The sequence below is a fragment of the Metaclostridioides mangenotii genome, assembly GCF_018917235.1.
GTDB lineage: Bacteria > Bacillota > Clostridia > Peptostreptococcales > Peptostreptococcaceae > Metaclostridioides.
The window spans coordinates 72,357-96,771 of sequence record NZ_JAHLOF010000003.1 but is presented as its reverse complement, the minus strand read 5'-3'; the positions used below and the strand labels follow the sequence as shown (position 1 = coordinate 96,771).

At 30.7% G+C, this 24,415-nt stretch carries 26 protein-coding genes and 1 pseudogene; 21 read left to right on the top strand and 6 right to left on the bottom strand.

The window, feature by feature from the left end; translation table 11 throughout:
* Positions 1-7 precede the first annotated feature (7 nt).
* The 7 genes from spoIIAB (at position 8) to KQI18_RS05780 (ending at position 5,999) form a co-directional block, all read left to right on the top strand.
* The gene (gene spoIIAB, locus KQI18_RS05810) at positions 8-430 is read left to right on the top strand and encodes an anti-sigma F factor (RefSeq protein ID WP_216466747.1); all 423 of its coding nucleotides are present in this window, start codon (positions 8-10) and stop codon (positions 428-430) included.
* A gap of 30 nt (positions 431-460) precedes the next feature.
* On the top strand, positions 461-1,225 hold the full coding sequence (gene sigF, locus KQI18_RS05805) for an RNA polymerase sporulation sigma factor SigF (protein ID WP_216466746.1): 765 nt from the start codon (positions 461-463) through the stop codon (positions 1,223-1,225).
* 91 nt (positions 1,226-1,316) lie between these two features.
* On the top strand, positions 1,317-1,790 hold the full coding sequence (spoVAC, locus tag KQI18_RS05800; protein ID WP_216466745.1) for a stage V sporulation protein AC: 474 nt from the start codon (positions 1,317-1,319) through the stop codon (positions 1,788-1,790).
* A gap of 89 nt (positions 1,791-1,879) precedes the next feature.
* Complete coding sequence (gene spoVAD, locus KQI18_RS05795) at positions 1,880-2,893, top strand: stage V sporulation protein AD (protein WP_216466744.1); 1,014 nt, start codon at positions 1,880-1,882, stop codon at positions 2,891-2,893.
* An 11-nt stretch (positions 2,894-2,904) separates the two neighbouring features.
* Positions 2,905-3,267 carry a SpoVA/SpoVAEb family sporulation membrane protein gene (locus KQI18_RS05790; protein ID WP_216466743.1) on the top strand — a complete coding sequence of 121 codons (363 nt, stop codon included), beginning with the start codon at positions 2,905-2,907 and terminating at the stop codon, positions 3,265-3,267.
* 327 nt (positions 3,268-3,594) lie between these two features.
* On the top strand, positions 3,595-4,881 hold the full coding sequence (locus KQI18_RS05785; RefSeq protein ID WP_216466742.1) for an MFS transporter: 1,287 nt from the start codon (positions 3,595-3,597) through the stop codon (positions 4,879-4,881).
* Positions 4,882-5,018: 137 nt separating this feature from the next.
* Positions 5,019-5,999 (top strand): carbon-nitrogen hydrolase family protein, encoded by a 981-nt coding sequence (locus KQI18_RS05780; protein WP_216466741.1) that lies wholly within the window; start codon positions 5,019-5,021, stop codon positions 5,997-5,999.
* A gap of 232 nt (positions 6,000-6,231) precedes the next feature.
* Here KQI18_RS05780 and KQI18_RS05775 read toward each other — a convergent pair whose 3' ends face one another.
* Positions 6,232-7,023, bottom strand: a complete 792-nt coding sequence (locus KQI18_RS05775) for a response regulator transcription factor (RefSeq protein ID WP_216466740.1) — start codon at positions 7,021-7,023, stop codon at positions 6,232-6,234.
* A gap of 204 nt (positions 7,024-7,227) precedes the next feature.
* On the bottom strand, positions 7,228-9,909 hold the full coding sequence (locus KQI18_RS05770) for a transglycosylase domain-containing protein (RefSeq protein ID WP_216466739.1): 2,682 nt from the start codon (positions 9,907-9,909) through the stop codon (positions 7,228-7,230).
* A 229-nt stretch (positions 9,910-10,138) separates the two neighbouring features.
* Here KQI18_RS05770 and yunB point away from each other — a divergent pair, with 229 nt between their 5' ends.
* Complete coding sequence (yunB, locus tag KQI18_RS05765; RefSeq protein ID WP_216466738.1) at positions 10,139-10,858, top strand: sporulation protein YunB; 720 nt, start codon at positions 10,139-10,141, stop codon at positions 10,856-10,858.
* Positions 10,859-11,067: 209 nt separating this feature from the next.
* Here the strand turns inward: yunB and KQI18_RS05760 are convergent, their stop codons facing one another.
* Positions 11,068-12,042, bottom strand: coding sequence for a SpoIVB peptidase S55 domain-containing protein (locus KQI18_RS05760; protein WP_216466737.1), 975 nt, complete (start codon positions 12,040-12,042; stop codon positions 11,068-11,070).
* A 213-nt stretch (positions 12,043-12,255) separates the two neighbouring features.
* On the opposite strand from KQI18_RS05760, the gene KQI18_RS05755 reads away from it, so the two are divergent.
* The 5 genes from KQI18_RS05755 (at position 12,256) to KQI18_RS05735 (ending at position 16,341) form a co-directional block, all read left to right on the top strand.
* Positions 12,256-13,029, top strand: a complete 774-nt coding sequence (locus KQI18_RS05755) for an N-acetylmuramoyl-L-alanine amidase (RefSeq protein WP_216466736.1) — start codon at positions 12,256-12,258, stop codon at positions 13,027-13,029.
* 165 nt (positions 13,030-13,194) lie between these two features.
* The gene (locus tag KQI18_RS05750) at positions 13,195-14,745 is read left to right on the top strand and encodes an ABC-F family ATP-binding cassette domain-containing protein (RefSeq protein WP_216466735.1); all 1,551 of its coding nucleotides are present in this window, start codon (positions 13,195-13,197) and stop codon (positions 14,743-14,745) included.
* A gap of 20 nt (positions 14,746-14,765) precedes the next feature.
* Positions 14,766-15,377 (top strand): YcxB family protein, encoded by a 612-nt coding sequence (locus KQI18_RS05745; RefSeq protein ID WP_216466734.1) that lies wholly within the window; start codon positions 14,766-14,768, stop codon positions 15,375-15,377.
* A 161-nt stretch (positions 15,378-15,538) separates the two neighbouring features.
* Positions 15,539-16,174, top strand: a complete 636-nt coding sequence (locus tag KQI18_RS05740) for a TIGR01906 family membrane protein (RefSeq protein WP_216466733.1) — start codon at positions 15,539-15,541, stop codon at positions 16,172-16,174.
* Positions 16,175-16,191: 17 nt separating this feature from the next.
* The gene (locus tag KQI18_RS05735) at positions 16,192-16,341 is read left to right on the top strand and encodes a hypothetical protein (protein WP_216466732.1); all 150 of its coding nucleotides are present in this window, start codon (positions 16,192-16,194) and stop codon (positions 16,339-16,341) included.
* Between the two features lie 336 nt (positions 16,342-16,677).
* On the opposite strand, the gene KQI18_RS05730 is transcribed toward KQI18_RS05735, so the two are convergent.
* The gene (locus KQI18_RS05730; RefSeq protein ID WP_216466731.1) at positions 16,678-16,941 is read right to left on the bottom strand and encodes a cysteine-rich small domain-containing protein; all 264 of its coding nucleotides are present in this window, start codon (positions 16,939-16,941) and stop codon (positions 16,678-16,680) included.
* Between the two features lie 176 nt (positions 16,942-17,117).
* Between KQI18_RS05730 and hflX the strand changes: the two genes are divergently transcribed.
* The 4 genes from hflX to KQI18_RS05710 all read left to right on the top strand — a co-directional run bounded on the left by hflX (position 17,118) and on the right by KQI18_RS05710 (position 20,357).
* Positions 17,118-18,419, top strand: a complete 1,302-nt coding sequence (gene hflX / locus KQI18_RS05725) for a GTPase HflX (protein ID WP_236887659.1) — start codon at positions 17,118-17,120, stop codon at positions 18,417-18,419.
* Positions 18,420-18,428: 9 nt separating this feature from the next.
* The gene (locus tag KQI18_RS14435) at positions 18,429-19,097 is read left to right on the top strand and encodes a HEAT repeat domain-containing protein (protein WP_216466730.1); all 669 of its coding nucleotides are present in this window, start codon (positions 18,429-18,431) and stop codon (positions 19,095-19,097) included.
* Positions 19,098-19,170: 73 nt separating this feature from the next.
* Entirely contained in the window at positions 19,171-19,611 is a 441-nt protein-coding gene (locus KQI18_RS05715) for an NUDIX domain-containing protein (RefSeq protein ID WP_216466729.1), read from the top strand.
* 104 nt (positions 19,612-19,715) lie between these two features.
* Positions 19,716-20,357 carry a YigZ family protein gene (locus tag KQI18_RS05710; protein ID WP_216466728.1) on the top strand — a complete coding sequence of 214 codons (642 nt, stop codon included), beginning with the start codon at positions 19,716-19,718 and terminating at the stop codon, positions 20,355-20,357.
* A gap of 90 nt (positions 20,358-20,447) precedes the next feature.
* Here KQI18_RS05710 and KQI18_RS05705 read toward each other — a convergent pair whose 3' ends face one another.
* Positions 20,448-20,804, bottom strand: coding sequence for a sulfite exporter TauE/SafE family protein (locus tag KQI18_RS05705; protein ID WP_216466727.1), 357 nt, complete (start codon positions 20,802-20,804; stop codon positions 20,448-20,450).
* 1 nt (position 20,805) lies between these two features.
* Positions 20,806-21,183: a sulfite exporter TauE/SafE family protein gene (locus KQI18_RS05700; protein WP_216466726.1), complete on the bottom strand. Its 378-nt coding sequence runs from the start codon at positions 21,181-21,183 to the stop codon at positions 20,806-20,808.
* A gap of 173 nt (positions 21,184-21,356) precedes the next feature.
* On the opposite strand from KQI18_RS05700, the gene nadE reads away from it, so the two are divergent.
* The 4 genes and pseudogenes from nadE to KQI18_RS14490 form a co-directional block, all read left to right on the top strand.
* Complete coding sequence (gene nadE / locus KQI18_RS05695; protein WP_216466725.1) at positions 21,357-22,112, top strand: NAD(+) synthase; 756 nt, start codon at positions 21,357-21,359, stop codon at positions 22,110-22,112.
* 96 nt (positions 22,113-22,208) lie between these two features.
* Entirely contained in the window at positions 22,209-22,928 is a 720-nt protein-coding gene (locus KQI18_RS05690; RefSeq protein WP_216466724.1) for a YebC/PmpR family DNA-binding transcriptional regulator, read from the top strand.
* 504 nt (positions 22,929-23,432) lie between these two features.
* A complete protein-coding gene (lepB, locus tag KQI18_RS05685) occupies positions 23,433-23,963 on the top strand; it encodes a signal peptidase I (protein WP_216466723.1) in 531 nt (176 codons plus the stop codon).
* A gap of 41 nt (positions 23,964-24,004) precedes the next feature.
* A pseudogene (locus tag KQI18_RS14490) lies at positions 24,005-24,133 on the top strand (YebC/PmpR family DNA-binding transcriptional regulator); the annotation flags it as partial.
* Positions 24,134-24,415 lie beyond the last annotated feature (282 nt).

Sequence of the window (24,415 nt, the reverse complement as noted above, 5' to 3'; positions counted from 1 at the left end):
GTGGGTTATGAGTAATATTATGGAAGTAAAATTTTCTGCTAAATCTGAAAACGAAAGTTTGGCACGAGTTATAGTAGCATCATTTGCAGCAAAGCTGGATCCTACCCTAGATGAACTAGTTGATATAAAAACAGCCGTTTCAGAAGCTGTTACGAATTCGATTATTCATGGCTATGAAGAAGACGAAAATAAGTTTGTGTATTTAAGATGTGAAATTGATGGAGATACGATAAAAATTACAATTGAAGATGAAGGCTACGGTATAGAAAATCTTGAACAAGCTATGGAACCACTCTATACATCTAAACCAGAGCTTGATAGATCCGGTATGGGATTTACTGTTATGAAAAGCTTTATGGATGATGTGAATGTTAGTTCTATTAAAGGACGAGGAACTAGGATTGAAATGGCTAAAAAGGTAAATGCCTAAATAAAGTCCAAAGAGAATTGAGGTTTTATTATGGGGACAACTGCTACGAGAGAAGAAAAAAAGGGACTTCTTAGCCATGAAGAAACTCTTGAATTAATTGAGAGAGTTCAAAATGGAGATGAAGAAGCTAAAGAAATATTAATTTCAAGTAATTTAGGTTTAGTTAGAAGTGTGGTTTCGAAGTTTTTAAATATTGGGTACGATAGAGACGATTTGTTCCAACTTGGATCTATAGGATTAATTAAATCGATTTACAAATTTGATCCTAAATTTAATGTAAAGTTTTCTACATATGCTGTTCCGATGATTTTAGGTGAAATTAAAAGATATTTAAGAGATGACGGTATGATTAAAGTTTCTAGATCTCTTAAACAAATTGCTGTAAAAGCAAAAATGCAGAGTGAATTAATGACAAAGAAATTGGGTCGCGAACCTAGTGTTGAAGAACTCGCACAAAACTTAGATGTGGAAAAAGAAGAATTAGTTATGGCTCTTGAAGCAAATTTTAATGTTGAGTACTTGCATGGAGTCATACATGAAGAAGAAGGCGCACCTATATGCTTAATTGATAAGATAAGTATGCAAGGTGAGTGTGAAGAAGAAAAGGCAATAGACAATATACTTTTAAAAGATATTTTAAATAAATTAGAAAAACGAGAGAGACAAATTATTGTACTAAGGTATTTTGAAGATATGACTCAGAGTGAAATAGGTCAAATGCTTAATATATCTCAGGTACAAGTTTCAAGAATAGAAAAAAAAGTACTTTTAAAACTCAAGGAGTACATAAGTTAATATTTATAGTTAAAACTCTTAATTCTAGATTATAGAAATTAAGGGTTTATTTTTTTGTTTTTTACAGATAATAGTTGAGAGAGGTGTTTATATGGAAAATAAAAAATATAATGAAATTTACCTTGATGATAAAAAATATCAAGAGTATGTAGAAGAAATAGGTCCCAAACCTACTTATGTAAAAAACTATATAAATGCATTTGTTGTAGGGGGACTAATTTGTATTTTAGGACAGATAATAAATAATATTTGGGCTAACACTTTTGGATTGGATAAGCTAGCAGCAGCTACTTCGACGTCTATTACCCTAATATTTATAGGTGCGTTTTTAACGGGTCTAGGAGTCTACGATTTATTAGGAAAAAGAGCTGGAGCTGGTTCGATTGTTCCAATTACAGGATTTGCAAATTCAATAGTTTCACCTGCAATGGAGCATAAGCAAGAAGGATATGTAATGGGTGTAGGTGCAAACTTATTTAAAGTTGCTGGTCCAGTACTCGTTTATGGTATAGGCTCATCAATTCTATGTGGTTTTATTTACTATATTTTTTTAATGTTCAAATAAATTAAAAAAAATTTGTAAATTATTATTATTAATTAGTTGAAATAATTAAGGGTTAAATACTTAAAATGTTATTTTAAAGGTGTGGTGTTATGAAAAATAAGAGAATAGGTAGTAGAACAGTTAAATTAGAAAACATGCCGACAATAATATCAGCATCATCAATTGTCGGAAAAAAAGAGGGAGAAGGACCTTTAAATGAGTATTTTGATCTTATACTAACTGATGACATGTATGGAGAGGATAGTTGGGAAAAGGCAGAGAGCAAAATGCTTAAAACATCTATGGAGAATACAGTTAAAAGATCTGGAAAAAATCTTACTGATGTTGAGTACATGTTTGCGGGAGATTTGATAAATCAGATTACACCAGCATCTTTTGCAGCTAGAGAGTTAGACATACCATTTTTAGGAATTTATGGTGCGTGTTCAACAATGTCTGAAGGCATAAGTTTGGCTTCTATGATAGTTGATGGAGGTTTCTCAGATCTAGTACTCGCAGGAACGTCAAGTCACTATTGTACTGCAGAGAGACAGTTTAGGTTTCCTCTTGAATTAGGTAATCAAAAACCTATGACAGCTCAATGGACTGTAACTGGCTCTGGAAGTGTTTTAATAGCTCCAAGTGGAGAAGGGCCGAAGGTAAAGTATATAACTATAGGAAAAGTTGTTGACAAAGGTATCAAAGATGGAAATAATATGGGTGCAGCGATGGCCCCATCAGCGATAGATACAATATATTCATATTTTAAAGACACAAATGATGATCCAGATAGCTTTGATGTAATAGCAACTGGTGATTTAGGAACTTTTGGTAAAAAAATATTAGTAGATATATTAAAAGATAAAGGTGTAGATATTTCTAAAAAACATATAGACTGTGGTATTGAAATATTTGATTTAGAAAAACAGGATGTTCACTGTGGTGGTAGTGGATGTGGATGTTCAGCTACAGTGTTTACAGGTTATATTTATCAAAAGTTAAAAAATAAAGAATTCAATAAAGTAATGTTAGTGTCGACTGGAGCACTATTATCTCCTACAAGTACACTGCAGAAAGAGACTATACCATGTGTTGCACATGCTGTGGTAGTAGTAAATGAATAGGAAGTGATGTTATGTTGATGGAGTATTTAAGAGTATTTTTTGTAGGTGGGATAATCTGTTTAATTGCACAAATTCTGATGGATCAATTTAAGGTACAATCTCCTTATGTATTAGTAAGTTATGTTACAAGTGGTGTTGTTTTAAGCTTTTTAGGTATATACGGGCCACTAGTTAAATATGGAGCGGCTGGAGCAACAGTACCTATTATAGGTTTTGGGCATACGTTAGCGGAAGGTGTTAAAAAGGCAATTGATACGGATGGATTTATAGGAATATTTACTGGTGGTACTATAGCTACAGCAGGAGGTATAGCAGCAGCTATATTTTTCGGATATACAATGGCAGTTTTATTTAAATCAAAACCTAAACCATAGTTATTTAATTGAGCTATTTTAAATAAAATTTATTCTAAATGATTGTGTATATCGTTTACTTTTAGAAGAGCATTTTGTTTAAAAATAGCTCTTTTTTGTCGTTAATATACTCCCAAAATATCATTTTCTAAGATTTTTAGAACTTTTTAGTTATAAAAACACTACATTAGTTTCATTTTGATATTTAAATTGCAGTGATATAATAATTATAATTATTATTTTAGTTAACTAATGACAAAATTATTTTGAACAAAGACTAATCGATCCTTCAGTTATTCAGTAAGAGTAATGCATTAGACTTTTATTAAAAATAAGGGAGTGAACTAAATGGCTAATACAAATGGGACTAATAAAAATAATGTCTATGGTTGGTACATAGCAATATTAAGTGCATTTATAGGTTGCATGCTTTCAGCAGGGTTTCCGCAATTTTCTATGGCAGTAAGTTATCTGTCAGATAAGATGCAAGTTTCACAAGAAGTATTATTAATAGGTGATACAGTAAAGACTATAGCTGTTGTTATTTCTATGATGATATCGGGATTTTGTTTCAAAGCGCTAGGAGCTAAAAAAACTATAACGCTTGGAATGTTACTCACTGTAGTTCCACAATCAATTTTTCCTTACAACGATTCAGTAGTTATCTTCTTTCTACTAAAATTTATTCAAGGATTCACATCAATAATTTTTCCAGTATTTTTACTAATGATTATGGATTGGGTAAAAGATACCCAAACAGGAATAGCTACAGCAGCGTTTAATGGTATCTTTTACGGCGGTGGTGGTATTGGTGCTACATTTGCCGGGTTTGTTATCAATAAATGGGGTTGGGTAGCTTCATTCCACGCAATTACAATAACTACAACTGCAATATGCTTACTTTGGATTTTTACTGTTAAAGAGAGAAAACATTCTGCAAGTGAGATAGCAAAAGAGGAAGTAGTTGTAGTTAAACTTCATGACCAAAGTAAAGATAAAAAAAGTGTATCTATCGCAGATTTGTTAAAAATACCGGCAGTATATTGTTTGATACTTGCATTTATACCTACGACATTTGCAGTTCAAGCTATTTCGGTAGATTTACCTCTTTATGGAAATTTTCTAGGGTATGGTGAAATTCAAAATGGTAGTCTAGGAGTAGCAGTTACAATCGGAATGATAACAGCCTGTTTAATTTCAGGTAAATGTTCAGATTACTTTGCATCTAAGAGCAAGAATAAAGCTATAGGAAGAATAGGTGTGTTGATGGCTGGATCAATAATTATAGTTGCATCAATTTTAGTATTACTAATATCATCTTCAGGAAGCTTTGGCGTACTTTATGCAGCAGTACTGTTCTTCTCTTTTGGTGCTTCTTGGGGACTTGGAGTTTTTTATTCAGTACTTCCCGATATATTTAACGAAGATACACTTACAATATCAACAGGGTTTATAGGAGGATTTGGAGATATGATGATGCCTATTGCACCATTTATTGTTGGAGTTATGTTCGGTGTTAAAGGTTTGTGGACAATAGGTTGGGGTGTATGTGCTGCACTTGCTTTAATAGGTGTGTTAGCTTGTCTAACTCTAATCAAGATACTATCAAAAAATAAAGGTGAATCAATCGCGTAATTATGGCGATTCCGATTAATTTGTGTAGTTGTTTGTATATATAAATATAGAGCAGTTTTTATATTAGTTTGATCGGAATTGCTATAAATATATAAAAGTAATCTTAAAATTAATTAAAAGAAGGAAGGAGTATTATTATGGGAAGATTTTTGAATGTAGGGATAATACAAATGCCAGTAAATGAAGATACTGTAGTTAATTTAAAGTATATTGAACAAAAAACAAATGAATTAATGTCAGCTTATCATAAACCGGAGCTGATAGTTGGAGTAGAATGTATGGAGAGTTTCACAGCTCAATACATTCCAGGACCAATGACAGAGTTTTTCAGTAATATAGCGAAAAAACATGGGATATATTTTATACCTGGTAGTATGTATGAAAAACATAATGATTTACCAAAAGGAAAATTCTATAATTCAGCACCTATTTTTAACCCTAAAGGTGAACTTGTAGATGTATATCGTAAAATGGCTCCATGGAGACCTGCAGAGGATATTACAGAACCCGGTAAAAGATATGTTGTATTTGATATCCCAGAAAAAAATACAAAGGTTGGAGTTCAAATTTGTTATGATTTAAATTTCCCAGAGATTTCGAGAAATGAAACATTAATGGGAGCAGAAGTACTTGTCAAATTGACCCTTGATCCTCAAGAACTTTATGGATTAAATAAAAATGTACATTTTACACGTGCATTAGAGAATCAAGCATACTTAGTTTCTACAAATGCTGTAGGATTTTTCAATGGAGCTCATCTATATGGAAATTCATTAATTGTAAATCCAGAAGGACATTTATTATGGGAAGCAGGTCAAACCGAATCAGTATGTACAGTAACACTAGACTTAGATTTAGTAAAAAGAACTAGAGAGTACGGAACTATATTTATGGATCATTATTTACAGCATTTAAGAGATTATAACTTCCCGATGCCATATGCAGATGATGTAACTAAAGCGCCTCTATTTAAAACTCTCAGAAGAACTCCTACAAGTATATATAAATATGAAGAAGATGTAAAACAAATTGGAGTTTGCGAAATTGGAAATAGGAATCAGATAGATATAGATTTTGAACAACTAGAAAAAAATTTAGCAGAATTTTTAGAAAAGTAGATTATTTTATTTGAGTTAGATATTAATAATACTTTACATGCCTTGGTTTTTAATTTTTAAGAAATCTCAAGAATTATTATATAAATTCTTGAGATTATTTATGTATATATTCTGATTCGTAATTAAACATAATTTAACAACTATGTTTAATAGTCCTTTATAAAATTATATTAATATAATTGTGGAGGTGTTAAGTAAAATAATTATTTTTTAAAATAGCAATGAAAGAAAATTAAGAACTTTTTTGAAGTAACAATTTTAATAGTTGAGTTCTATTTGATACTCCTAATTTGTTATATATATTCACAATATGTTTTTTTAGAGTATTAACAGAAATATAAAGTCTTTCTGAGATTTCGCTGTTAGTTAAATTATCAAGCATGAGTTTTAATACTTCAGATTCACGTCTAGTTAAGTTATATTGAGTTGAAAGATTATTAGTCAGACAATTTCTTTGGGTATAAAGAAATTTATTTTTTGATATTTTAGGTACATAAAAAGTTTTGTATAAGCATAGTGATAAATGTGTTTTTAAAGTTTCTAGAATAAAGATATCTCTCTCTGAATAGTCCCCAAATTCCTTTGAGTTATAAAAAGATACAACGCCCATAAACTGATTATTATGCGATAAGATTAGTTGAACACAGTAATGGAGATCTTTAGTTTTGTAGTACTTTTGGTAGTATTCCGTATTAATTCTGATTTCTTCTAACATAAAATCTGTTTCTTTATAAACCATACATCGACCAGATATCATGATATCTTTTAAGTAGTCTAAATCCTGTCCATTTAAAAGATACTCTTCAAGATCTTCCATTGTGAGACTACCATGATTCATTGGGTACGAAAGAAAACCATCTTCGTTATAGTCTGATAGAAAAAAACAAGTTGCAGTACTAGGAATTAATAGGTTAATCTGTTCTAGAAATATTTTTTCAACTTCTTGATGATTTTCTGCTAAGTTAATTTTGTAAATAATATCATTTAGCAGTATCCATTCATTAGTAGTAAGCATTTTGGACATATAATCACTTCCTGAATTTTTCATTTATTATAGCATAAATCATAATAAACTTAAATGATAGTTGCATTACAGATAAAAATTTAAATAATTTTCTATAGATTACAGTGTAAAATTTTCTCGGTTATATTATATATAATTAAACATAAAGAAGGAAATTAGTTAAAAAAATAAAAGACACTCAAAAGAGTGCCTTTTACTTTTTTATTATTCAGTAACTCCACCAGTACCGCCAGTGCCACCGCCAGCTTCTCCGCCACCAGTACCACCAGTGCCGCCACCAGTACCACCAGTGCCACCACCAGTACCACCAGTGCCGCCACCAGTACCACCAGTTTCGCCGCCACCAGTGCCACCGCCGCCAGTACCACCAGTGCCACCGCCACCAGTACCACCTGTATTACCATCACCATTACCAGTTGGTGGATTTCCACCATCTCCATCGCCATTTCCATTACCTTGACCATTATCTTGATTTTCTTCATTATCAGGTCTATTTTGGTTAGTTTGTGGAGGAGAAGGTTGAGAGCTATATCTTGATGGTGCCGTACCTTCAATAAATGCAGCTTTCGATCCAGTAGATTGTCTACCGCCATCAGTTAAATTAATCTTAGCGAAGTATATTTTATCTGGAACTTCGAAATCTGCAACATCTAAGTTTTTGTGTACTTTAGTCATAACTTTTGACCATAAAGATGCAGCTGTCCCACTACCGCCGCCAACTTTTCTACGAGGAATAGATTTTTTATTTTCATCCATACGTGAGTCATCACCTATATACGTAGCTCCAACGTAGTAAGGTGTATAGCCAACAAACCATACGTCCTTAGTATTATTTGTTGTACCAGTTTTACCTGCAGCAGGCATACCATTAGATATAGCTGCTTTCTTACCACCACCTTCATTAATAACTCCCATTAGCATATCAGTCATTACATAGGCAACTTCAGGTTCAACTACCTTATGCTCAGCAGGAGTATTTTTAACTAGAAGCTGTCCATCGAAAGTAGTGATTGTAGTAAATACAGTAGGCTCTATATATACTCCGCCATTAGCAAGAGTACCGTATGCTGCTGCCATTTCTAACGGAGAAATACCTTTAGTCATACCACCTAGTGTTAGAGCAGAGAACTGTCTGTCTCTTGCATCAACTTTACTGTCTTTTACAGTCGTAATACCAAAATTTTTCAAGTAGTCAATCATAATATCGATACATTCTTCTTTTGTATCTCCAAGCATCTCAGCAGTCTTAACTGCTATTGTGTTTGATGAAAATTCTAATGCTTTACGGACACTCATAGAACCTTTACCAGATGTTGTTGTCTTTGGACTCCATCCATCATGGTCAAACTTGTATCCACCTTGCTGGTCACTAAGTTTAGTTGATTGAGTAATTTCAAGAGTATCTATTGCAGGTGTATATACAGATAGAGGTTTTATAGTGGATCCGGGTTGTTGAGGAATTGTAGCTCTGTTTAAAGCTTTCCTATTCTTAATATTTCTACCACCTATTAAGCCTCTTATTTCACCATTTTTATAATCTAGTATTACCATACCTGATTGAGGTTGAATTACACCATCTTCACCGACTATATTGTTAGGGAAGTTGCTTTTTTTATCATATTCTTCTTCTATAGACTCTTGTATTTTAGGGTCTATAGTAGTGTTTATTGTAAGACCACCATTATAGTATAAGTTTTTAGCTTCATCTTCAGTATTACCTTGATCTATAAGAGCTTGTACAACTTCTGATTCTATATAGTCTTCAACAGAGTTTGCAACACTTTCTTTTTTATCAGGAAGTTTTATTTTTATTTCCTCTGCTATAGCTTCGTTGTATTGGGCTTGAGTTATTTTGTTAAGAGAAAGCATTTTATCAAGAACAACTTTTTGTCTAGCTTTAGCATCAGGGTTATTTATTGCTTTTCTAACAACCATTGTTCCAGCTTTTAATTGTTTGTATTCGTCACTTGATATGAGATCCCAACTATCTAACTTTTCAACCATATCAAAATCAACTTGTGTTGGATCATCCAAATCATCATCAGGAGTATTTATAAATAACAATAATTTGTTTTCTAAATCAGACTTAGTTTCGTTTCCATCTAATTTTGAAGTCTTATATGCTGAGAATCTAGATGGATTTTTAGTTGATCCAGCAAGTAATGCTGATTCAGCTAATGTAAGATCTGCTGCTGACTTATCAAAATATCCTCTTGCTCCAGCTTCCGCGCCTGATAACCCTTTACCTACGAAGAATGTATTTAAGTAAATCTCAAGTATCTTATCTTTTTTAACAGTTTTACTCATTTCATATGCATAGTAGATATCCTTTATTTTACGAGGAAGACTTTGTTCACTTGTTGTCAGCAACATCTTTGATACCTGCATAGGTATTGTACTACCACCTTGTTTAGTGCCTGTTATGGTCTTTAGTACAGATCTCGATAAACCTTTTATGTCTACTCCGTTATGATCATAAAAACGCTCATCTTCAATAGATATTACAGCATCTTGCAAGTGTTTTGAGATCTGGTCTATCGCAACTGGAGTTCTTTTATTTATGCTTGGAGCAATAGCCAAATTTTCTCCATTTGCATATTTAATTGTTGTAGATTGATGAGTTTGTTTATCAAGAAGAGCTTCTGTAACAGGTTGAACATCTCTTAATGATGCAAAAACCAAACCTGCAGTTGAAGCAGCACCTACAACAAATAAAACTAAGAATACTATACCTGCTATTCTTAGATTTCTAAATTTATCTCTCTTTTTAGGCTTTTTAGGCTTAGATTTCTTTTTTAATTCACTAGAGTTGCCTCCACTGTTGGAAGAAGAACTTACTTTTTTTCTTCTTATCTTGTTTTGGCTATTCTCATTATCATTGTTCATAAGTTTAACCTCCTTACTTAATCCAATATTATAACATAAACGGGAGTATAGTTGTGTATTATATCAGAAAAAATGACTTCACTGTAACATTTAGTAAAACGTACATTAAGATTTTACCATATATTAGTCATAAATTTATATAATTATTTTTTCCAAAAATTACTTTAAATACACCTTTTAAACAAAAATTCATATTTAATACATATAAATAAATATAGGGGGTGATTTTATGGCCAGAAAATCTAATTTAAAAGATAAAAGCATTAGAAAACTGATTTTAGTATTTATAATGATTTTTATATTATCAGTGTTAATCGGTAGCTTTATATACATAGATAAAACACTTAGACCGACAATTACAGTACTTGCAGAGACAAAAGCTTTAGAACTAGCGAATAGATCTATTAACCAGGCAGTTGCTGAATTAGTAGAAGGAAAAATTAATTACGAAGATCTAATGGATGTGCAGTTAGATAACGAGGGTAAAATAACAATGATACAGGCAAATACTATTATGATGAATGAATTAGCATCTGCTGTTGCACTAGAGATTCAGGATGAACTTAAAAAAGGAAAAACATCAAGTGCTTATATTCCAATAGGGACTGCACTTGGAAGTCCTATTCTCGCAAAATATGGTCCTAAATTGGAAATTTCAACCGAGCCAATAGGAACTATATCTGTAAACTTTAAAACTAAATTTGAATCATCGGGAATTAACCAAACTAGACACAGAATTTATCTTGAAGCTAAAACACAAGTAAAAGTTATTATTCCATTAATAACATCGACAAAAGAAATTAAAGCACAAATACCAATATGTGAGACTATAATAGTTGGTGATGTTCCGGATAGTTATGTAAATATACCAGATCAAGATATAAAAGAAGTGATTCCTAGCAACCCTGGTAGCTCTAGTAATACAAAAAACAATACAAAAAATAATTAATTTTTTAATTATATAATTTACAAAAATATAAAAAAATAAAAATTTATATAACAAAATAGTATTAAAAATCCAAAAAAACAAATAATACTATTAAAGAATAAATTTTTGTATTTTTTCATACCAACAAAAAATTAAAGGAATTGTCTCAATGATAATATTACATTGAGACAATTCCTTATAAAAAATTAAATTAATAAGTTATAACTTTACTACAACATCCACTTGATATAAAGGCCATAACCGACAGATGGATCATTTTCAACTGCATGTGAGACGGCACCAATTATTTTATCATCTTGTACTATTGGAGTTCCACTCATACCTTGAACAATACCACCAGTTTGCCTTAAAAGGTCTTTATCAGTAACTTTAATTTTAAAGCTTTTACATTTAGGTTCATCTTGATTTTCAATACTCAAAATTTCTATATCGTATTTTTTAGCCCTGTTATTTTTAGTTCCTAAAATAATTTGAGCTTTACCAGGTTTAACTTCATTTAATTCAGCTACCTTATACTGCTTAAATTTGGACATGTCAAAATTATCTATATTTCCTTTTATACCAAATTCAGTATTTTCATGAAAGTTACCTATTATATCAAGTCTTTTTGCATTTATACAACCAACTTTGCCCTTTGCTGATCTTTCTATTTTAATATCTTTAGTAGTTGATACAGATCCATCCTTTATTGGAATTTTTCTAGAGTTGTATATGCTAATAGGATGTCCGACTGCACCAAATCTAAAAGTTTTTGGATCTATATAAGTTAATGTTGCGAAACCAGAAAGCAAATTGTTAAAACTGGTTTCCTCTAGTACTTCTCTCGTACAGCTAGTTGTAATAATTTGACCTCCTCTGTTCACAGTTAGATCAATTTCTTTACCATTAGGTAAAGAAGAGAGAATTGTTTCAAAATTTTTATATCCATCAAAATTTTTATTGTCTATCTGCATCAAAATATCTCCTGTTTTTATTGAAGAACCTTCTACAGTGTCACTGACAATTAAGTCTTTCAACTCGGCATCAATTTGAAGAACATTTCCTATAGGTATTAAGAAATCTGGTTCACTTTTTTCTGGATTTTCTGCATAAATAAAATTATTTGAGAAAAAATATAGTAAAAATAGTAATGTAAAAATTATTAAGGTTTTTACTTTAGTTGAAATCTTATAACTACTTAACATATAACACCTTCTCTCTTAAAAATTTTTAAGTCAAAATTAATAAGATGCCTTGATATTATATTGTGCAGGATTGAATTTTTAATCCTTGGTAAACTGACACAGTAAATCCGTTGATTTCATAAAAAGAAAAAATATAAAGAATGAATATGTGTTTTAATTGAATACAGAAAATTAGATATTGATAAAGCACGAATATCAAAGAAAGGATAAAAAATGAAAAATTACAAATTGCTAGTTACTGCCATTATTGCTATTGGTATTATACTATTGGGAACATCAAATCCTTATGTAAAATTTGATAAAGTTACCAACTTAATCAATAGAGGAGTTTCGTCAAATAAAGAAATCTTAATTTATATCGATCCAGGACATCAAGAAAAAGGTGATAGTAATTTAGAACCAATTGCACCAGGTTCTCCCAATAAAAAACCAAAAGTGTCATCTGGAGCAACTGGAGTTGCTACAAAAAAACCTGAATATGTTTTAAATCTAGAAGCATCTACAGTTTTAAAAAACATTCTTGAAAGTAAAGGTTTTAAAGTTAAAATGACGAGAGAAGCCCATGATGTAAACATAAGCAATGCGGAAAGAGCAACTCTAGCAAATAAAGATAAAGCAGATATGGTTATTAGGATACATGCAGATAGTTTAGATAACTCAGGAAAAACAGGAACATCAATTTTAATACCTCAGGAAAATGGAAAATATACTTCATCTATATACGAATCTAGTTACAAATGCGCGGAGCTTATAAAATCTAGTATGGAAAAATCTAATATTCAAGTTAATGGAATTTTTCAAAGGGATGATTTAACAGGATTTAACTGGTCGCAAGTTCCTGTAGTTTTAGTAGAAATGGGATTTTTAAGCAACTATAATGAGGATCAAATGATGTCAAATCCTAAATATCAGAGAAAATTGATGCAGAGTATAGCTGATGGTATAGAGAAAAATTTTAAAACAGATAATAAGCAAAATAAAAACTAAAGAATGTTTAAAATAACCCCTGATAAGTAATGTAAGAATTTTTACGATTAATGACTAAATTTCGTAGTTCTTACATTATTTTTATTTAAAACACCGGTATAGCTTGAATAAAATCGAAAATAACTATAATATAGAATAGTAAAATTTTTTAGAGGGGTGTTAAAATTGCTAGTAGCAGAAAATATCAACCATGGATTTGGAGCGAGAACAATACTTGAAAATGTATCATTTAGACTTAGAAAAGGCGAACACATTGCTTTAGTAGGTGCAAATGGTGAGGGTAAATCAAGTTTTTTAAATATAATTACAAATAAATTAATGCCTGATGCAGGTGAGATAAGATGGTCTTCTAGAGCTACTGTAGGCTATCTAGATCAACATACAGTACTTAGTAAAGGTAAAACTATTAGAGAAGCGCTTAGAGAGGCATTTAAGAATATGTACGATCTAGAAAAAGAAATGATAGATATATATGACAAGATGGGTGAAGCTACTGATGATGAGATGGCAAAATACTTAGAAGATACGGCTGAGATCCAAACAATTCTTGAAAACAGTGGTTTTTATATAATAGATGCAAAGATACAAGAAGTAGCAAATGGGCTTGGATTAGGCGAAATTGGGCTTGATAAAGATGTTACAGATTTAAGTGGAGGACAGAGAACAAAAGTTTTGCTTACAAAACTTCTGTTAGAAAATCCTACTATACTTGTACTTGACGAGCCGACAAATTACTTAGATGAGGATCATATAACTTGGTTAACAAAATATTTACAAGAATACGAAAATAGTTTTGTGCTTGTATCACATGATATAGATTTTATAAATAATACTTGTAATGTCATATATCATCTAGAAAATGCAGAGCTTAATAGATATAAAGGAAACTACGATGAGTTTGTAAGGCTTAATGAGATTAAAAAACGACAAGAGGAGCAAGCTTATGATAAGCAAGTTGAAGAACGAAAAAGATTGGAAGATTTCGTCGCTAGAAATAAAGCAAGAGTAGCTACACGTGGAATGGCAAATAGTAGACAAAAACAGCTTGATAAAATGGATATACTCGAAAGACCAAGAGAAAAAGTTAAACCTACTTTTGAATTCAAAGAAGCAAGAGCTTCAGGTAAGATACTGTTTGAAACTGAAAATCTCGTGCTAGGATACGATGAAGCACTAACTAAACCATTAAATTTTATGCTAGAAAGAGGGAGAAAAATTGCTCTTAAAGGTATGAATGGTATTGGTAAATCTACTTTATTAAAGACAGTATTAGGTATAATAAAGCCATATGATGGAAAAGTTGAGTTAGGTGACTATATAGAACTTGGATACTTTGAGCAAGAAAGCTCTAGAGAAAATTCTAATACTCCAATGGATGAGGTATGGCAAGAATTTCCAGGATTATCAAACTTTGAGGTTAGACAATCACTTGCAAAATGTGGACTGACTAATGATCATATAACTAGTCAAATGAGAGTTTTAAGCGGTGGAGAAGCTGCAAAGGTAAGACTATGTAAAGTTATGTTAAAGGGAATAAATTTCTTAGTACTAGATGAGCCGACGAACCACCTTGATGTAGAGGCTAAAGATGAGCTTAAAAAAGCAATAAAAAACTTTAGAGGAACAGTACTTTTAGTAAGTCATGAGCCTGAATTCTATATGGATATAGTTGATGATGTTTGGAATATAGAAGATTTTACAACAAAAATAGTTTAATCTTTTGGGGAGGGAAAACTATGGATGAAATCGATAAAAACTATAGTTCAATTAAAATAGAAAAAAGAAAAGTTAAAATTATTTATATTATTACTGAAAAAGATTGGTTAGAGATAAATAAACTTTTTTATAAAATATATGGCAAGAAAAGAAAGATATTTCTTTGGCTTATGACAGCACTAACTTTAATACTATTTATTTATAGAACTTATACAGTATATGAACTTTATATAAATAATATAAATCGTTTTCAGACAATTGGAAGTTTAAATAAGTATTTAGTTAATGTTGGCCTACTGTTTATAATTTTCTTATGGATGTTGTGGCTAAACGTTATAGATGATAGAAGGGGTATCAAAAAAAGCTATCGTATGAATAAAGCTGTTCTTGCAGAATGTGAGTTAACTTTTGATGATGAAGGTGCGATTTCAAAAAGGGAATCTACATGTAAAAACTATAAATGGGATGCAGTAGAGAATGTATTTGCTTTTAAAAAGTATATATTAATAATGTTTACTAGAAATCAGGGATATTTTTTAAAAAGAGAAGATATAGCCAAAGATGATATAGAAACTCTTATGAGCATAATAAATAATAACTGTGATGGTAAAGTACAAGTTTTTGATAAATAAAATATAAAAGCATAGTCAAGTTTTATTGGCTATGCTTTTTTTCTTATACTATAATTTTTAGTATATTCAACTATTAATATACAGCGGAAGAGCAGAGAACAGAAATGCATACAAGTCGTTAAATATGCTATAATAAATCAATAGGAAGGATGGTGTAAGGGGTGAACAAAGGCTTAAATATACTATTTTCTATATTTTTTAGTTTATTGATAATTGGCGCAGCAGTTAGGATAACTGTAGGTTTTAGAGATCTTTATTACTACGATATCGATAAATTAAAAATAACAGAGATGTCAGGAATGTCAAAACAAGATATAAAGCTAAACTATGATTACCTAATCGACTACAATCTAAATAAAAAAGTAGATAGTTTTAAGTTGCCAACTTTACCATCATCTGAGTTTGGAAAAATTCATTTTGAAGAAGTTAGAGAGATTATCCAAAATGTAATAAAGTTATTTTACATATGTATCGTAGTTTGTTTATTTGGAACAATATTAAGTGTTAAAAAGAAGAATATTGATATACTTAAAATAACATCTATTTCTTTAATAGTAATGCCTATTGTGGTTTCAATTCCTATATTAGTAAATTTTGAAAGAAGTTTTGTTGTTTTTCATGAGTTGCTTTTTAGTAATGATTACTGGATATTTGATCCAGCGTTGGATCCTGTAATTATGATGCTACCAGAGCAGTTTTTCTTGCATGCAGGGTTAATGATTTTAATTTTAATACTTTTTACAAGTATTTTTCTATATTTATCTTATAGATTTTTTAGAAGGAAGTTGACAAGGTAATAGAAGATTTAGTATATATGGCATTTAAAACAGCTGAACATGCAGATGGAGATGAACGTATTTTGGTTAGTAGGCTTAGAAAGTCAGATTGTTATAGCCATAGAACTAAAAGAAGACTCGTTACGAGAGTAAAAGTTCATATCATTTATGCAAAAGAGTTTTATTAGGAATATTCTAGAAATAAATTTAGACATAGATAAGAAAATCTGTTATAATATGTTTGGAATTCAATATGTAAACAGAAAGGGATGAATTGAGGTCATGAACATATAATCTATTTTATTGATTTAAAGTATTATTAATTGATTAAATCTGTGTATACAGATTTGGTTTTGTGATGCTTAAATTAAGGAGAGTAGATTATATATTGACTAGTTCATGTCTAGCTCAGTTTTTATGCCCTTTTTTGGTAATCTCTCCTTAATTAAGTTTTAATAAGGAGAGATTTTTTATTACTATAACATACATGTATTTAAGTTAATAAATAGATGAGATATAAAGTTTTAATCTTTTTTGCTAGCAATCTTAACAATATCTTGGAATCTACTCATTATGTACTCGTAATTATTCTTTTTATGTGGCAACATACATTTAGAGCAGTCTTTTACTCCGTTTTCCATAAAATTTGGATTACCGCCACAATTTTTACCTAGTGCATATAGTGGGCAGTAACAAAACAGACAGTTAAATTCATCAGGCTTATCTGTTTTATGGCATGGGAAGTATTCGCAGTCTTTGTGATTGAAAAATTTATAGTTATCAGTCATTTTGGTCCTCCTTAATTATATAAAAAATATTTTAATTTATAGTAAAACATTTATTGGCGATAATAATATTATACAATAATTATTATGAGATACATATGTATGTATATTCAAAATAATAATTCTAATGTTATAATTATCAAAAGCGATAGAATAAGTTTAATTCAAGAGGTGAACGTATGGAAAAAATGGAATTATTAGAAAAAGAACATGAGAAGGCATTACTTGTAGGATTGAACTTGACTACAAATGTCAAAAGAAGTGATGATATTGATATAAATGATTCTATGAAAGAATTAGAAGAACTTGCAAAAGCAGCAGGTGCAGAAGTCGTTGGGAGCTTAATTCAAAACAAACAATCAATAGATGCGGCATTTTATTTAGGAAAAGGTAAGATAGAGGAAATTGCTGCTTATTCTAAATCTTTAGATGCTTCTTTAGTTATATTTAACGATGAACTTTCTGGTTCACAAATAAGAAATATAGAAGATGCTGTAGGAGTCAAAATAATTGATAGAACTACACTGATATTAGACATATTTGCGCAGAGAGCGATGAGTAAAGAAGGTAAACTTCAAGTGGAATTAGCTCAGCTTAGATATAGACTTCCAAGACTTTATGGAATGGGAGGTCAAATGAGTAGAACAGGAGCAGGGATTGGAACTAGAGGTCCTGGTGAGCAGAAGCTAGAAGTTGACAAAAGACATATACTAAATAGACAATCGGATATAAGAAAAGAGCTTAAACTTGTCAAAAAAAATAGAGAAACACAGAGAATACAAAGAAAGAAGTCTAATACTCCTATTGTTGCATTAGTTGGTTATACAAATGCAGGAAAATCGACTCTTCTTAACGAATTAATTAAAACACATAAAGATTATCATCAAGATAAGGAAGTTTTTCAAAAAAATATGCTATTTGCAACACTCGATGTTACTCTAAGAAAAGCTAGCTTGCCAAATAAAAAAGAATTTTTAGTGGTTGATACAGTTGGATTCGTAAGCAAACTTCCTCATGATTTAATAGAGGCATTTAAAGCTACCCTAGAAGAGGTTCAATATGCAGATCTAATTCTTCATGTTATCGATGCTACAAATGAAAGCTTTGAGATCCAGCAAAAGACTACAGACAAAGTACTTAAGGAGCTGAATATCGAAGACAAGAAACAAATCCTTGTTTATAATAAAGTAGATAAATTAGAGTTAGATATATATCCTAAAAACCAAGAAGATGTGGTATACATTTCAGCAAAACAGGGCATAAACATGGATAAACTTATGAATATGATCGAAGAATCTTTAATGGATGATATGTATGATGTTAATTTACTTCTTCCATATGATATGGCCAATGTATTTAGTGAGCTTAAAAATAAATACACTATTGAGAAATTTGAATATGTAGAAGATGGTATAGAAGTAAGTGTAAGTTTGAATGAAAAAGATTTTAATACTTATCAAAATTTTATTTTAGAGAAGTAGGTAAGAAATGTGAGAATATCTTGGGAGAATATAGATGTAATAGATGACTTTTTTATAACATATCTTCTATATAAAGAGTCAAAGTCAGTTCCGCAAATAAGCATAATTAGAAATTTATCAGAAGAAGAGGTTAAGGATCAGATTATTGAGGCAAAGTTAGCGATTAGAGAGTATCAAAAAGAAAAAGGTAACCAAAAAGAAGATTTACTTGATGAATTCTTGAAGTTAAATAAATCCAACAGGCTTGATTTTATGGATAGCTTAGATGATAAAAAAATGTTATACTTTAAGAGAAGACTCTTTAAAAGAATAACTGAAGAGAAAAATGCTGAAGATCTTATATCGCTTATATGGGCGACAGGCGAACTTAAAGACTCTAGGTTTTTAGATTTGCTTCATCAACTTACAGATCATAGACATTCAGATGTTAGAAGAATAACTTATTCAGCCCTTAGAAAGATAGGATCAAAGGAAAGCAAAGAGTTTTTAGAGAAGGGTCTATATGATTCAAACGCTCAAACTAGACAGTATTCGGCAAAAGCACTATCAGAAATAGGCGATGACGTTAGTTTGAAGATATTAAAGCGTTTAAGTTCACAAAACAAAAACTCAGAAAAAGGTTATGTATTGAGAGCATATGATGAGGCAATCAATACCTTAGAACAACATAAAATTTAATATAACTTACTAATGCTAATCATAATGTATCTCTTAAAATCAAGACTATTTAATTATTTGGGAGGGGTTAGAAATGATAGTTAGACGTTGTGCAGGTGGAGTAGTGTTTTACGCAAATAAAGTACTGTTATTAAAAAACGACAGAGGAGAGTGGACTTTACCAAAGGGGAAAATTTCTGGGGGAGGTTTACCTTTTGAAAGCGCTGTCGAAAGAGTTAAACATGAATCCGGAATTACGGCTTATATGGTAGATATTGCTGGTGACACAATGTATGAATTTTTCTCAAGAAGTAGACAGCAAGAGGTATGTAACGCAGTTATGTGGTATGTAATGGAAGCGGAAGATACGAAGTGTGTACTTGCTCCTGAATTTAGTGACGGTGGATTTTATAAACTTAAAGATGCATTGGGGATGCTCACTCACAGTAAAGAAAAAGCATTAGTTGAAATATCATATAAAAAATATAAAGATCTTAAAAAATTAGTATCAGAAAAAGAAAATGTAGCTTACTAAAAATGCAGATAAAACCAAAAGAGAGGGATCGAGTCCTCTCTTTTATTTTTTGAAACAAGAGAATCTAAAAAATTTATTCTAAAATAAATAGATTGGAGGTAACTATGGCTTACAAAACACTTCATGAATTTGGAATGGACGTAGTAGAGATAGAGAGATCCAGATTCCTAGGATATGCAAAACCGATAAAGACTGAAGCAGAAGCAATTCAATTTATAAATGAGATTAAAAAGAAACACAAAGATGCTACACACAATGTTTGGGCATACATTGTTGGAGAAAATATGAATATACAGAGATACAGTGATGATGGTGAACCACAAGGTACAGCTGGGATTCCTACATTAGAGGTAATAAAAAAAGAAGATTTAAGAGATGTAGTAGTTGTAGTTACTAGATACTTCGGAGGTATTAAACTAGGTGCTGGCGGTCTTGTTAGAGCATATACTAGAGGTGCAAAAATAGGACTTGAAGCGGGAAGAATAATAGATAAGGTTTTGTATCAAGAGGTAAAGATAGATCTCGATTATACTTTACTTGGAAGAGTTCAAAATGAGATAATGAACTTAGGATTTTACATAAAAGATATAGTTTATGAAGATAATGTAAATATACTTGTATATTCTAAAATAGAAAATATAAAGTCGTTTACTAAAAAAATAGTAGATATAACTAGTGATAAATGTAAAATAGTATTAGGAGAGGAATTCTACTTATCAGAAGAGAATGGAATTATAATTGAATAAAAAAGAATAGAGTGATCAGAACATACTTTAGATTTGGTATGTTCAATATCACTCTATTTTTATTTGTAATGTTAAACCCATATACACAACTTATGTTTTTGAAAAACCCTTTTTAATTTCTAAAAAACCAACAATAAGCAAAAATATACCAAACAATCTCTTTAGTATATCAGCTTTTATATGTGTAGAAAGTAAAGAACCAAACATAGCTCCTAAAATTCCGAACAAAGCGATAGGTATAACTATTTTAATAATAACATTTTTATTTTTTATGTGTATTAAAAGAGCTACAAGTGTCATTGGGATTGAAGCGAGTAAATTCACACTTTGTGCAATTTTAGTATCAATTCCAGCTAGTAGTACAAGTGCAGGAATTAATATTGTTCCGCCTCCTAGCCCCATACCACCGATTATACCTGCAATTAAACCTATCAGTGTATAAAACATTCTAAAACACCATCCTTAAAGCTGCAATTATCATTATTAACCCAAAAGAAATTCGAAGAAATTTACCCGTTACTTTGCTAAGAAGTTTTGCCCCTATATACCCTCCTATAATACTACCTATCGCAACCTTGATAGTTAAATTAGTATCGTATATTCCAGAGGAAACATAAAAAATAGAACTTGTTGTAGTAAGGAAAAATATTATAGCTAACGCAGTTGCATGAGATTTATGCTCTTCTGTTTTTCCTATATTGTTTAATATAGGAATTAATAAAATTCCTCCGCCTGAGCCAAATAACCCATTAACAAAACCGGAAAAGAGACCTATAATAGTGTTTATAAAATTGAATTCTGTATCTTTAATTTTGATATTTTTCATTTAATCACCTATTATTTAAATTGCCCAAAACTGATAATTATATTACTTAATATATATATAAATATAATTATCAGTAATTGATAGTATATTAAAGACGATACATCGTATTGATTGTCAAAATTTGTGATATAATATGACTATAAAAAATAGATAGTTTTTAGAGGAGAAGAGAGATGAGCACAAGAAGAGAACAGATAAATAGTACAGTAAAGTGGATCCAAGAAAAAGTAAAAGAGTCGCATTCTAAAGGCTTAATTGTTGGAGTTTCTGGTGGAATAGATTCTGCTGTAGTTGCTTATTTAATAAAAAAGGCATGCCCAGAAAATTCTTTAGGAGTAATAATGGATATAAAAAATAGTTCTGTAGATATGGAAGATGCGCTAAAAGTTATCAATGGATGTGGTATAAAACATCTAAACTTAGATTTACTTACTCCGCATGAAAATATTTTGAATATTGTGGTTCAAGGCCTTGAAGAAAACGATTTATTCAAAGAAGACTACCTTAGAATAACTGATGCAAATCTTAGAGCTAGACTTAGAATGAGCACTATATACGCTATAGCAAATAATTTAGGATACTTAGTAGTAGGAACAGATAATGCAGCTGAGTTATATACGGGATATTTTACAAAGTATGGAGATGGTGGCGTTGATATACTTCCACTTGCAAATTTATCGAAAGCAGAAGTTTACGAATGGGCTAAAGATCTTGGAGTTGATGACAGCCTTATAAATAAAAAACCATCTGCTGGACTTTGGGAAGGACAGACTGATGAAAATGAAATGGGTACAACTTATGATATGATAGATGAAGTAATAAATGGAAGAACTGAAGAAGTACCGCAAAAAGATTTAGATATTATAAATAGATTGCATAAAACTAGTGAGCACAAAAGAACAACTCCCCCAAAACCACCGAAGTTCTAATTTACTAATAAAGAGATATATGATAAAATCTACAATGGAGTTAAATTTCAATATTTAATAATTTGAATAATAATTATACGTATAAGGAGTGGTATTATGGGACGTATAGGGAATATTATCAACAGAAAAGGAAAGCAAGATGCCCAAAGAGCTAAAATATTTACAAAACATGCTAGAGCTATAGCAGTTGCAGCCAAAGAAGGCGGAGGAGATCCGGAATACAATGCAACACTAAAGACAGCTATTGAAAAAGCTAAGGCAGATAATATGCCAAATGATAATATAGATAGAGCGATAGCAAAAGGTGCTGGTGCAGGTGCTGGTGAAAACTTTGAAAATATAGTATATGAAGGATACGGACCTGGTGGAGTAGCAGTTATTGTAAACACTCTAACTGACAATAAAAATAGAACAGCAGGGAATGTAAGATTCTACTTTGATAAGAATGGTGGAAATCTAGGAACTTCTGGCTGTGTTTCATTTATGTTTGATAGAAAAGGACAAATACTAGTTGCATCTGGAGATGGAGTAAGTGAAGATGAACTTATGGATACAGCACTAGAAGCTGGAGCAGAAGACTTTATAACAGAAGAAGAAGGATATGAAGTAGTAACAGCACCAGAAGATTTCAATGCAGTAAGAGATGAGCTAAAAGCTAAAGGATATGAATTTTTAAGTGCAGATATTAAAATGATCCCACAAATGACTTCTAAATTAACTGAGGAAGATCAATTAAAAATGATGGACAAACTTATAGATATGCTTGAAGAAGATGATGATGTACAAGATATCTATCATAACTGGGAAATGGAATAGGTATTTGCCAAAGATTGAAATATCAACACTTATATCTTTCTAGCATCTGTTTAATTGTATAAAACTGGCTTTTATGAGCTTCTATTTAAGATATATGTTTGAAATTAAGTGTAAAATTGTAATGATGTACGTACAGATAGTTAAGGTATATGTTTTTGACTTTAATTACTATGTACGTTCGGAGAGTTAAGATATACGACACCTCCAAATCATGTTTGCATAGTGTATGTGAATATGATTTGGAGGTGTTTTTTGTGCTTATAGAAGATATCTATAAAGAGTACATTTGAGAAATTAAAGTAAGGAACTATACAGAAAGAACAATTAAGGGATATAAGAATATTTGAATAAGGTAGCAGGAGATAGGGGTAGCAATTATATGGAGGAGAAGAAGATTGAATTTAAGTTAGAAAAAAATAAAGCCATAAAAGAATTAGATTATATCAATATTTATTGTAATAGGTTATACTGTTAGAAAATAAATAATTTACTTGGAGGAAATTAATGAACGATAAAATAAAAAAAGAACTTATTAGTTGGTTCAAAACAATATGTATATCAATGTTTTTAGCTATTGGAATTACTCTTTTCATCAAACCTACAGTAGTTAGTGGAGAATCGATGTATCCTACATTAAATGATAAAGAATACTTAATTGTTAATAGACTTTCATATCTTAATGATGTTCCAAAAAGAGGAGATATTATTGTTTTTAAAACAGATTTAATTGACCATAAAACAAACAAAAATAAAAATCTAGTTAAAAGAGTAATTGCATTACCAGGTGAACATGTAGTTATTAAAAATAGTGAAGTTTTTATTGATAACGAAAAGTTAAACGAAAGTTATTTACATGGAGTTTATACAAATGGGGAGGTAGATATGATTGTTCCTCAAAATTACATATTTACTATGGGTGATAATAGACCTAAAAGTAAAGATAGTCGACAAATTGGTGCTATCAATTTAGATGATATAATTGGAAAAATTAGCATAAGGTTATATCCATTTAATGAAGTTGGAACAGTAGAGTAAGTAAATATAAATTTTGCTTCAAAAATTTAGAAAAAATTTAGATCCCGCAAACGACTTCTCAATTAACTGAGGAAGATCAATTAAAAATGATGGACAAACTTATAGATATGCTTGAAGAAGATGATGATGTACAAGATATAAAACTGGATTTTATTAGCCTTTTATTATGATATGATGTACGTACAGAGAGTGAAGATATACTACACCTCTGAGATATGTTTATATAAGTGATAATACTATATAAATATGCTTGGAGGTGTTTTTTACGTGCTTATATATGATGTTTAATATTAAAAAACATAAGGAGTTTTTATCGTATTGTGGCACAGAGGAGTACTGCCTAAATAATACATATATTAATGCCAGAAATAGCTGTATAGTAGCTCTTTTGGTTGATACTGGAGTTATAATTTCTGAACTGTGTTATAATAAAATTAGAGATGCGAGAGAGA

Coding starts and splice junctions, on each gene's coding strand:
- spoIIAB (WP_216466747.1), top strand. CDS start 8: ATGAGTAATATTATGGAAGTAAAATTTTCTGCTAAATCTGAAAACGAA.
- sigF (WP_216466746.1), top strand. CDS start 461: ATGGGGACAACTGCTACGAGAGAAGAAAAAAAGGGACTTCTTAGCCAT.
- spoVAC (WP_216466745.1), top strand. CDS start 1,317: ATGGAAAATAAAAAATATAATGAAATTTACCTTGATGATAAAAAATAT.
- spoVAD (WP_216466744.1), top strand. CDS start 1,880: ATGAAAAATAAGAGAATAGGTAGTAGAACAGTTAAATTAGAAAACATG.
- KQI18_RS05790 (WP_216466743.1), top strand. CDS start 2,905: ATGTTGATGGAGTATTTAAGAGTATTTTTTGTAGGTGGGATAATCTGT.
- KQI18_RS05785 (WP_216466742.1), top strand. CDS start 3,595: ATGGCTAATACAAATGGGACTAATAAAAATAATGTCTATGGTTGGTAC.
- KQI18_RS05780 (WP_216466741.1), top strand. CDS start 5,019: ATGGGAAGATTTTTGAATGTAGGGATAATACAAATGCCAGTAAATGAA.
- KQI18_RS05775 (WP_216466740.1), bottom strand. CDS start 7,023: ATGTCCAAAATGCTTACTACTAATGAATGGATACTGCTAAATGATATT.
- KQI18_RS05770 (WP_216466739.1), bottom strand. CDS start 9,909: ATGAACAATGATAATGAGAATAGCCAAAACAAGATAAGAAGAAAAAAA.
- yunB (WP_216466738.1), top strand. CDS start 10,139: ATGGCCAGAAAATCTAATTTAAAAGATAAAAGCATTAGAAAACTGATT.
- KQI18_RS05760 (WP_216466737.1), bottom strand. CDS start 12,042: ATGTTAAGTAGTTATAAGATTTCAACTAAAGTAAAAACCTTAATAATT.
- KQI18_RS05755 (WP_216466736.1), top strand. CDS start 12,256: ATGAAAAATTACAAATTGCTAGTTACTGCCATTATTGCTATTGGTATT.
- KQI18_RS05745 (WP_216466734.1), top strand. CDS start 14,766: ATGGATGAAATCGATAAAAACTATAGTTCAATTAAAATAGAAAAAAGA.
- KQI18_RS05735 (WP_216466732.1), top strand. CDS start 16,192: ATGGCATTTAAAACAGCTGAACATGCAGATGGAGATGAACGTATTTTG.
- KQI18_RS05730 (WP_216466731.1), bottom strand. CDS start 16,941: ATGACTGATAACTATAAATTTTTCAATCACAAAGACTGCGAATACTTC.
- hflX (WP_236887659.1), top strand. CDS start 17,118: ATGGAAAAAATGGAATTATTAGAAAAAGAACATGAGAAGGCATTACTT.
- KQI18_RS05715 (WP_216466729.1), top strand. CDS start 19,171: ATGATAGTTAGACGTTGTGCAGGTGGAGTAGTGTTTTACGCAAATAAA.
- KQI18_RS05710 (WP_216466728.1), top strand. CDS start 19,716: ATGGCTTACAAAACACTTCATGAATTTGGAATGGACGTAGTAGAGATA.
- KQI18_RS05705 (WP_216466727.1), bottom strand. CDS start 20,804: ATGTTTTATACACTGATAGGTTTAATTGCAGGTATAATCGGTGGTATG.
- KQI18_RS05700 (WP_216466726.1), bottom strand. CDS start 21,183: ATGAAAAATATCAAAATTAAAGATACAGAATTCAATTTTATAAACACT.
- nadE (WP_216466725.1), top strand. CDS start 21,357: ATGAGCACAAGAAGAGAACAGATAAATAGTACAGTAAAGTGGATCCAA.
- KQI18_RS05690 (WP_216466724.1), top strand. CDS start 22,209: ATGGGACGTATAGGGAATATTATCAACAGAAAAGGAAAGCAAGATGCC.
- lepB (WP_216466723.1), top strand. CDS start 23,433: ATGAACGATAAAATAAAAAAAGAACTTATTAGTTGGTTCAAAACAATA.